Annotated in this window: 5 protein-coding genes and 1 rRNA gene; 4 read left to right on the forward strand and 2 right to left on the reverse strand. The window is 54.0% G+C overall.

Going from position 1 to position 7,918, the window contains the following annotated elements:
- Positions 1–32 precede the first annotated feature (32 nt).
- Positions 33–803, forward strand: coding sequence for a TIGR00282 family metallophosphoesterase (locus B5F35_RS01965; RefSeq protein ID WP_087237539.1), 771 nt, complete (start codon positions 33–35; stop codon positions 801–803).
- Between the two features lie 93 nt (positions 804–896).
- Entirely contained in the window at positions 897–1,157 is a 261-nt protein-coding gene (locus B5F35_RS01970) for a stage V sporulation protein S (protein ID WP_087237541.1), read from the forward strand.
- A 96-nt stretch (positions 1,158–1,253) separates the two neighbouring features.
- Here the strand turns inward: B5F35_RS01970 and B5F35_RS01975 are convergent, their stop codons facing one another.
- The gene (locus tag B5F35_RS01975) at positions 1,254–1,505 is read right to left on the reverse strand and encodes a helix-turn-helix domain-containing protein (protein ID WP_087237543.1); all 252 of its coding nucleotides are present in this window, start codon (positions 1,503–1,505) and stop codon (positions 1,254–1,256) included.
- Positions 1,506–1,718: 213 nt separating this feature from the next.
- Between B5F35_RS01975 and B5F35_RS01980 the strand changes: the two genes are divergently transcribed.
- Together B5F35_RS01980 and B5F35_RS01985 are read left to right on the forward strand one after the other, a co-directional pair.
- A complete protein-coding gene (locus B5F35_RS01980; protein ID WP_087237545.1) occupies positions 1,719–3,200 on the forward strand; it encodes an MORN repeat-containing protein in 1,482 nt (493 codons plus the stop codon).
- A 21-nt stretch (positions 3,201–3,221) separates the two neighbouring features.
- Positions 3,222–4,523, forward strand: coding sequence for a ComEC/Rec2 family competence protein (locus B5F35_RS01985; RefSeq protein ID WP_087237547.1), 1,302 nt, complete (start codon positions 3,222–3,224; stop codon positions 4,521–4,523).
- Between the two features lie 280 nt (positions 4,524–4,803).
- Here the strand turns inward: B5F35_RS01985 and B5F35_RS01990 are convergent.
- Positions 4,804–7,636, reverse strand: a 23S ribosomal RNA gene (locus B5F35_RS01990).
- Between the last annotated feature and the right edge of the window lie 282 nt (positions 7,637–7,918).

Here is a 7,918-nt window from a genome sequence, read left to right on the forward strand (position 1 = left end):
TTGCGGCGGCTTTCGTTTATTCGGAGGTACCCATGAATATTCTTGCCATCGGCGACGTGGTCGGCAGCGTCGGCTGCCGTTTCCTGCGCGCCCATCTTCCCACCCTGAAAAAGCTCAAGGGTGTTGACCTCGTCATCTGCAACGGTGAAAACTCCGCGGACGGCAACGGCATCACCCCCGTCAGCGCCGAATATCTCTTTCAGAGCGGCGTGGACGTAATCACCACCGGAAACCATGCGTTCCGCCGCCGGGAAATGTACACCGTCTTTGATTCCTGCGAAACGATCCTGCGTCCGGCGAACTTCCCCGAGGGCGGCGCGCCCGGGCGCGGCTGGCTGGTGTACGACATGGGCCGCATCCAGGTGGGCGTCATCAACCTGATGGGTGTGGTGTACATGGAGCCGCTTGACAATCCTTTCGATGCCGCCGACCGTATTCTCGCCGCCGGATTGCCGAAAATCACGCTTGTCGATTTTCACGCTGAGGCCACAGGGGAAAAGAAAAGCCTTGCCTATTATCTGGATGGCCGGGTGTCCGCTGTTTTTGGCACACACACGCATGTGCAGACCGCCGATGAACAGATCCTGCCGAACGGCACAGGCTACCTTTCCGATCTCGGCATGACAGGGCCGATCCACTCTGTGCTCGGCGTCAAACCGGAGCTGACCATCGAGAAAATGCACCGTCATATGCCTGTGCGCTTTGACTTGGCCAGCGATCCCTGTGAGATGGACTGCGCCCTTTTCACCATTGACGACAAAACCGGAAGATCGTTATCTGTAGAACGATTTATTATAAAATAGGCAAAATATCGCAAATTTTGACAGGAAAACTTGCTTTTTTTCGCATAATGCCGTATATTTATATCGAAACATCTCTGATCTGGAGGCGGCTTTATGGAAATTCTCAAGGTATCGTCAAAATCAGCGCCCAATTCCGTGGCGGGCGCCATCGCAGGAGTCATTCGGGAATCCGGATCCGCCGAATTGCAGGCTGTGGGGGCGGGAGCCGCCAATCAGGCCATCAAGGCTGTTGCCATTGCGCGCGGCTATCTGGCTCCTTCCGGAATTGATCTCATCTGCGTGCCTGCTTTTGTCAGCGTCGAAATTGACGGCGAAGAGCGCACCGCTATGCGTCTCATCGTCGAACCCCGTTAAGCTTCCGGTTTTCTCCGTGGCAGCGGCGCAAGACACCAAAAACGGCGTCTCTGTAATCGAAATCACAGGGGACGCCGTTTTCTTTTTCAAGATTTTTTATTTTGCGGGCTGTTCATATTCCAGAAGATCGCTGATCTCACAATCCAACACATAGCAGAGCTTTGCTAAAACATCCAGATCCACTCGCTCTACTCCTTCTCCTTTATAATAGCGATCGATTACATCATACTTCACACCGGTAAGAGTGCGCAGACGGTTGCGCGTAATGCCGCGGTCCTTTAACAGCTCCGCCAGCTTCATTTTTATCGTGCCATATTCTTCTGTGTGATAATGAACAATGCTTTTCAAGCCTCCGCACCCCCTTTTTATTTTAGCAATCGTTGTCGGAATTTGCAAAGAGTTTTTGCTGCAATGGAACAGCTTTTCAGCCTCAGCTGACCCTCTGCATCCTTGAAAGAAAAACGAGGGTATGTTATAATGATAAGAAAAGGTTTGCGCCTGCGGCGGGCAAGTCGCGTAAGACGGCGCCATTAGGGAGATTAAAGGGAGATTGGGAAGGAAATGCAAGACAACAGGATTTGCGCCGTACTGCTGACCGACTATGACGGCGCACCGCAGAACAAAGCGGTTTTCTGCCGCCTGCTGCGGGAATGGTACGGCGGCAAACGCCGCCAGAGCGGGCGGGAACGCGCTGTGGAAAACGGGAAAGAAATCTCCTATGTTTACCGCCTGACAAAGCGCGATCTGCGCTGGGAAAAGCGCTGCGGTTCCCTGATGCTGGAGGAAGCCGAACCCGAGGAATACGGCTGGAGCATTGTGACGCGCAGCTTTGAGGGCGATGTCGTGTCCAAAATCCGTTTGGATCATGATTACCATTGGCTGCAAACCGCTTATTTTGACAACGGCTTTACCGGCCGCACCTCCGTCTGCCTGCGTCCAGCGCAGAATGAGAAACTGGAGCTTGTTCGCTGGGATGCGGAAAGCGATGCGTATGTGACGGAGCTTCTCACCGCCTGCGAATTGCCGCAGGGAGGTTTGTCCAGCCTGGTAAATGCCGAAGCGGGAGAACCGCCTGTTCTCGCGGAGTTGGTCAACGGCCGTGTGGGCTACTGCCCGCTTGAGCAGGCCACACGCCGTGCCGCCGTCCTTGAGCAGGAAAAGGATCACCCCTTGTCGATGGAGGTTCCCACAGAAGCGCAGAACGACGATGCGCTGGATCGGTTTGAGGTCATTGACAACACTGTGCACCCTGTGCTTCCTGTGAAGAAAAAGCCGAAAGAAGAGATTGCCGCGCCCAAGGAAAGCGACTATGCCGTTAACCGTGAGATTGGTTTCTTTGAGGAGGAACCGATCATCGAAACAACTCCGCGTCCGGTTGAACGGATCCGGATTGACGACAGCGTGAACGCCAATGCGGTCAGCGCTTTGCTGGACGAGGTTTCCAACGCGCGCAAGGGAGAAGGCAAGCCCCCCCGCTACACGGTAGCGGCGCGCGGCAGCGCGGGAACCGTGCAGTCTGCTTTGAAGGAGAAAAAACCGGAAGGCCTTCCGCCCGAGCAGGAGCCGATCCTGCTGCCGTCTCTCAAGGCGGTGAAGCAGATCGTTGTGAGCGCGGAGGAAAGCTATCTGTATTTCGGCGGCTTACAGGACGGCAAACGCACCGGCCGGGGCCGCACCCAGATGGAAAATGGGTGTACTGCCTATGAAGGGGACTATCAGAACGATCGCCGGGATGGTTTCGGCGTATACTACTATAAAAGCGGAAAGCTCTGCTATGCGGGCCATTGGAAGCAAAATGCGCGCGAGGGCGCGGGTGTGGCCTTCAGCTCACGCGACGGCTCTCTCTTCGCGGGACGCTGGAAGAACAACGTTCCCACCGGTTTGGGGGCGGCCTTTGATCCGGATGGCAATCTGATCTATACCGGTGAATGGAAGGACGGCAAACGCCACGGTCACGGCACAGAATACCGCGACGGGAAAATCCTTTTCACCGGAGAATGGGAAGCCGGCCGCCCTGTGAAGGGTTTCCGGCGTATTGACTGACACAACAGGAGGCGTTCCCTGATGGAGTATGTAGAGCTTTACAACGTGGAATACGGCGAGTGTGTGGTTCTCGGCGGAGCCCACCACAATATTTTGATGGTGGACTGCGGAAGCATGAACCGCAGCCGCAAGGAGGACGGCCGTGAACTGACTCTCTGCGTAAGCGAAGAGATTTTTGAGCGTTACCGCAAGGCATCCTCCCGCACGTTTCTGCTCTCACACTGCCACAGGGACCATCTCTCCGGCTTCTGGAACCTGCTGGGTAAGGAACCGAAATATTTCAATCAGATTTATCTCCCTGCCAGCCCGTGTGACCGCAACGGCCGCGCGCTGCTGTTGGAATTTGCCCTTTTTGTCTTTGTATTTCTGCGGGATCAGACCGATTATTCCCGCGCGAACATCGCTTCCCTGCGCCTGTTTGAGCGCACGGCACGCGCTTCCGGGCCGGAAACCGTGCGCGGATTGGGAGCGGGGGATACCTTCTCCTTTGACGGCGTAACCTACGACGTACTGTGGCCGCCGCGCGAGAATTATCCTTTCTCCGACCTGTTTGCAGGCGCGGTGGAGGAATTGAACATTGAGCTGTCCTCTCCGTTTTTGCCGGAATGTGCGCGCACGTTCCAGGCGCTGAAAAATGAATTCTGCCGGACCTACTGCCGGGCTGCGTCCGGTGCGCCCTTAGACGGACAAATGATTGCGGAATGTACCTCTCTGCTGGTGCGCATTGACGAGCTGGCCGCGGAACTGAATCTCCTTCCGCCCGCGCCCGATATCCGCGAAATTCTGAACCGCCCTGTCACACGCACGGCTTATGCGGACGCATTGAATGCTGCAAGCGTTGTGTTTCACAATCACCGCACACAGGAAGCCAGTCTGAACGACATTCTCATGACGGGCGACGCCGCGCCGGAAACCTTTGACGCCATCGCGGACAAGCTCTATGCCGGGTATTACATTCTGAAAACACCGCATCACGGCACCGCCAGCCATTGGAGCCATATTTTCTTTGAACTCTCTGCCGAGCATTTGCTGATCAGCAGCGGAGGCTATGATAAGGGCGGAAAAATTGCGCAGGAGTATGTGGACTTTCCCGCCGTCAAACACTGCACCAACAGCGAACCCTGCCAATGGTATCAGGCCAGCGGCTGTTCCTGCGGGCGCATGGCAGTCTGTTATGACATGGAATGCGGCCCTGCTCTGACGATCAAATGCCCCTTTGTGAGGGGAGAGGCGAAGGAAGCCGCATGCCGGATCTATGTGGTTGGTTCTTCCGGACGACGCTCATGCCTGTGTGACAATCTCTCTGCGGCTCCACCAATGTAAACAGCAAACAAAACAGCGCCTCGCCGTTAATGCAACGGTAAAGGCGCTGTTTTTTGTGGGCAAGAGAAAACACTGAACAGCAGCTTTGTATGGTGGAAGAGAAAACGCCGGGCACAGTATTTTCCAGACCAGGCAATAGAAAACAGCGCAGGCGATTGCCTGCGCTGTCATGTTCAAACTGCATTTTCCAGCTCCCTGTGAGCGGAAGTGTCACTCTCAAAACTGGACAAAGATTTGAAACGAAGAGGTCTTGCTGTAAAATCAGACTGACCAAGAAGTGATGGTCAAGCCCTCGGCCTATTAGTACTGCCAAGCTACATGCATTACTGCACTTCCACACGCAGCCTATCAACCTTGTAGTCTTCAAGGGGCCTTACTGGCTTACGCCATGGGATATCTTATCTTGGAGTTGGCTTCACGCTTAGATGCTTTCAGCGTTTATCCAATCCGCACATAGTTGCCCAGCTGTGCCATTGGCATGACAACTGGTGCGCCAGAGGTGCGTCCATCCCGGTCCTCTCGTACTAAGGACAGCTCTCCTCAAATATCCTGCGCCCACGACAGATAGGGACCGAACTGTCTCACGACGTTCTGAACCCAGCTCGCGTACCACTTTAATCGGCGAACAGCCGAACCCTTGGGACCGAATACAGCCCCAGGATGTGATGAGCCGACATCGAGGTGCCAAACCTCCCCGTCGATGTGGACTCTTGGGGGAGATCAGCCTGTTATCCCCAGGGTAGCTTTTATCCGTTGAGCGACGGCAATTCCACTCTCATACCGCCGGATCACTAACTCCAACTTTCGTTACTGCTCGGACCGTCATCCTCGCAGTTAGGCTGGCTTATGCGTTTACACTCAGAGGCACGGTTTCCGTCCGTGCTGAGCCAACCTTTGAGCGCCTCCGTTACCTTTTTGGAGGCGACCGCCCCAGTCAAACTGCCCGTCTAACAATGTCCCCCGGCCGGATTCACGGCCGCAGGTTAGAATTTCAGCAACTTAAGAGTGGTATCCCAAGGACGACTCCGCAAACACTGGCGTGCTTGTTTCTCCGTCTCCCACCTATCCTGTACATAAACTACCGAAACCCAATATTAAACTGCAGTAAAGCTCCATGGGGTCTTTCCGTCTTGTCGCGGGTAACCGGCATCTTCACCGGTACTACAATTTCGCCGGGCGGGTAATTGAGACAGTGCCCAGATCGTTACACCATTCGTGCGGGTCGGAACTTACCCGACAAGGAATTTCGCTACCTTAGGACCGTTATAGTTACGGCCGCCGTTTACTGGGGCTTCAATTCAATGCTTGCACATCTCCTCTTAACCTTCCAGCACCGGGCAGGTGTCAGCTCCTATACTTCATCTTTCGATTTGGCAGAAACCTGTGTTTTTGCTAAACAGTCGCCTGGGCCTATTCACTGCGGCCACGTCTCCGTGGCACCCCTTATCCCTAAGTTACGGGGTCAATTTGCCGAGTTCCTTAACTACCCTTCTCCCGTTGGCCTTAGAATCCTCATCCTGTCTACCTGTGTCGGTTTGCGGTACGGGCGCCTCAGATATACACAGAGCTTTTCTCGCCCTGAGCCAAGCATGCTTCCCTACTCTAATTTCGGTCCCTTACGCCCGGGTCAACCAACGCCCGGGTCATGCCCTTTTCAGATGTCCCTCTGCTTAAATCTTTTGGCGGCTACGGAATGTCCACCGTATGTGCATCGGCTACGCCTCTCGGCCTCACCTTAGCTCCCGGCTTACTTGGAGCGGACGAACCTTCCTCCAAAAACCTTAGACTTTCGGCCAATATGATTCTCACATATTTCGCGCTACTCATTCCGGCATTCTCACTTGTGTAAAGTCCACCAGCGCTTCCGCTCTGACTTCGCCCCTTACACAACGCTCTCCTACCATTCCTTACGGAATCCCAAGCTTCGGTGTATGATTTAGCCCCGTTAAATTTTCGGCGCAGGGTCACTCGACCAGTGAGCTATTACGCACTCTTTTAATGAGTGGCTGCTTCTAAGCCAACATCCTGGTTGTCTGTGCAACCCCACATCCTTTTCCACTTAACCATACTTTGGGACCTTAGCTGTGGGTCTGGGCTGTTTCCCTTTTGACAATGAAACTTATCTCACACTGTCTGACTCCCGTACATCGATTATCCGGCATTCTGAGTTTGATAGGGTTCAGTAACCTTTCGGCCCCTAGCCCATTCAGTGCTTTACCTCCGGTAATCTAATACGAGGCTAGCCCTAAAGCTATTTCGGAGAGAACCAGCTATCTCCGGGTTCGATTGGAATTTCTCCGCTATCCACACCTCATCCGCTACCATTTCAACGGGAGTCGGTTCGGTCCTCCATGGAGTTTTACCTCCACTTCAACCTGGACATGGATAGGTCACCCGGTTTCGGGTCGAATACGACTGACTTCATACGCCCTGTTCAGACTCGCTCTCGCTGCGGCTCCGGACCTCAAGTCCTTAACCTTGCCAGTCACATTCACTCGCCGGACCATTCTACAAAAGGTACCCGATCACCCATTGACGGGCTCTCGGTGCTTGTAAGCACAAGGTTTCAGGTTCTTTTTCACTCCCCTCCCGGGGTGCTTTTCACCTTTCCTTCACAGTACTCTACACTATCGGTCACTGAGTAGTATTTAGGCTTGGAGGGTGGTCCCCCCATCTTCCCACCGGGTTTCACGTGTCCGGCGGTACTCTGGATACAGCTGGCCGCTTTGTCCTTTCGCATACGTGACTCTCACACTGTTTCGTTGGCCTTCCCATGCCATTCTGCTAGAACTCTGCATACCGTGCGCTGTCCAAAACCCCAAAGGTATTGCTACCTCTGGTTTGGCCTCTTCCGCGTTCGCTCGCCACTACTAGCGGAATCTCGGTTGATTTCTCTTCCTCGCCCTACTTAGATGTTTCAGTTCAGGCGGTTCCCCACGTACACCTATGGATTCAGTGCACGTTGACTGGACATGACTCCAGCCGGATTGCTCCATTCGGAAATCTCCGGATCAATGCCCACTTACGGCTCCCCGAAGCTTATCGCAGTTAGTCGCGTCCTTCATCGGCTCTCAGTGCCAAGGCATTCCCCTTGCGCTCTTTGTAGCTTGACCATGTGATCTTCTTGGTTCTTTCGAGTTAAAAACTCATTCAATGAATAAGTTTTCCTTTGAAATTGTAGATTTCACAATATCATAAATCTAGTTTCCTAGCTTTACTTCTCGCAATATCTGCTTCATTTCATCTTTATCCAGTTTTCAAAGTGCACCAGCTCCGCTGGAGGGACGCTCGCTGCGGCGACTTCGCGCCTTGCTCGTTCCCACTTGGGCAGCTGCTCCCATTCGGGAGATATTCGCTCTCTTTCGGGAGCTTGTGGTGGGCTTAGGTGGACTCGA

Origin of the sequence: Anaeromassilibacillus sp. An200, assembly GCF_002160025.1 — a bacterium.
GTDB classification, from domain to species: domain Bacteria; phylum Bacillota; class Clostridia; order Oscillospirales; family Acutalibacteraceae; genus Caccousia; species Caccousia stercoris.

What these genes read in the sequence shown, in the direction of transcription:
- B5F35_RS01985 (WP_087237547.1), top strand. Translation starts at nt 3,222, where the DNA reads ATGGAGTATGTAGAGCTTTACAACGTGGAATACGGCGAGTGTGTGGTT.
- B5F35_RS01980 (WP_087237545.1), top strand. Translation starts at nt 1,719, where the DNA reads ATGCAAGACAACAGGATTTGCGCCGTACTGCTGACCGACTATGACGGC.
- B5F35_RS01970 (WP_087237541.1), top strand. Translation starts at nt 897, where the DNA reads ATGGAAATTCTCAAGGTATCGTCAAAATCAGCGCCCAATTCCGTGGCG.
- B5F35_RS01965 (WP_087237539.1), top strand. Translation starts at nt 33, where the DNA reads ATGAATATTCTTGCCATCGGCGACGTGGTCGGCAGCGTCGGCTGCCGT.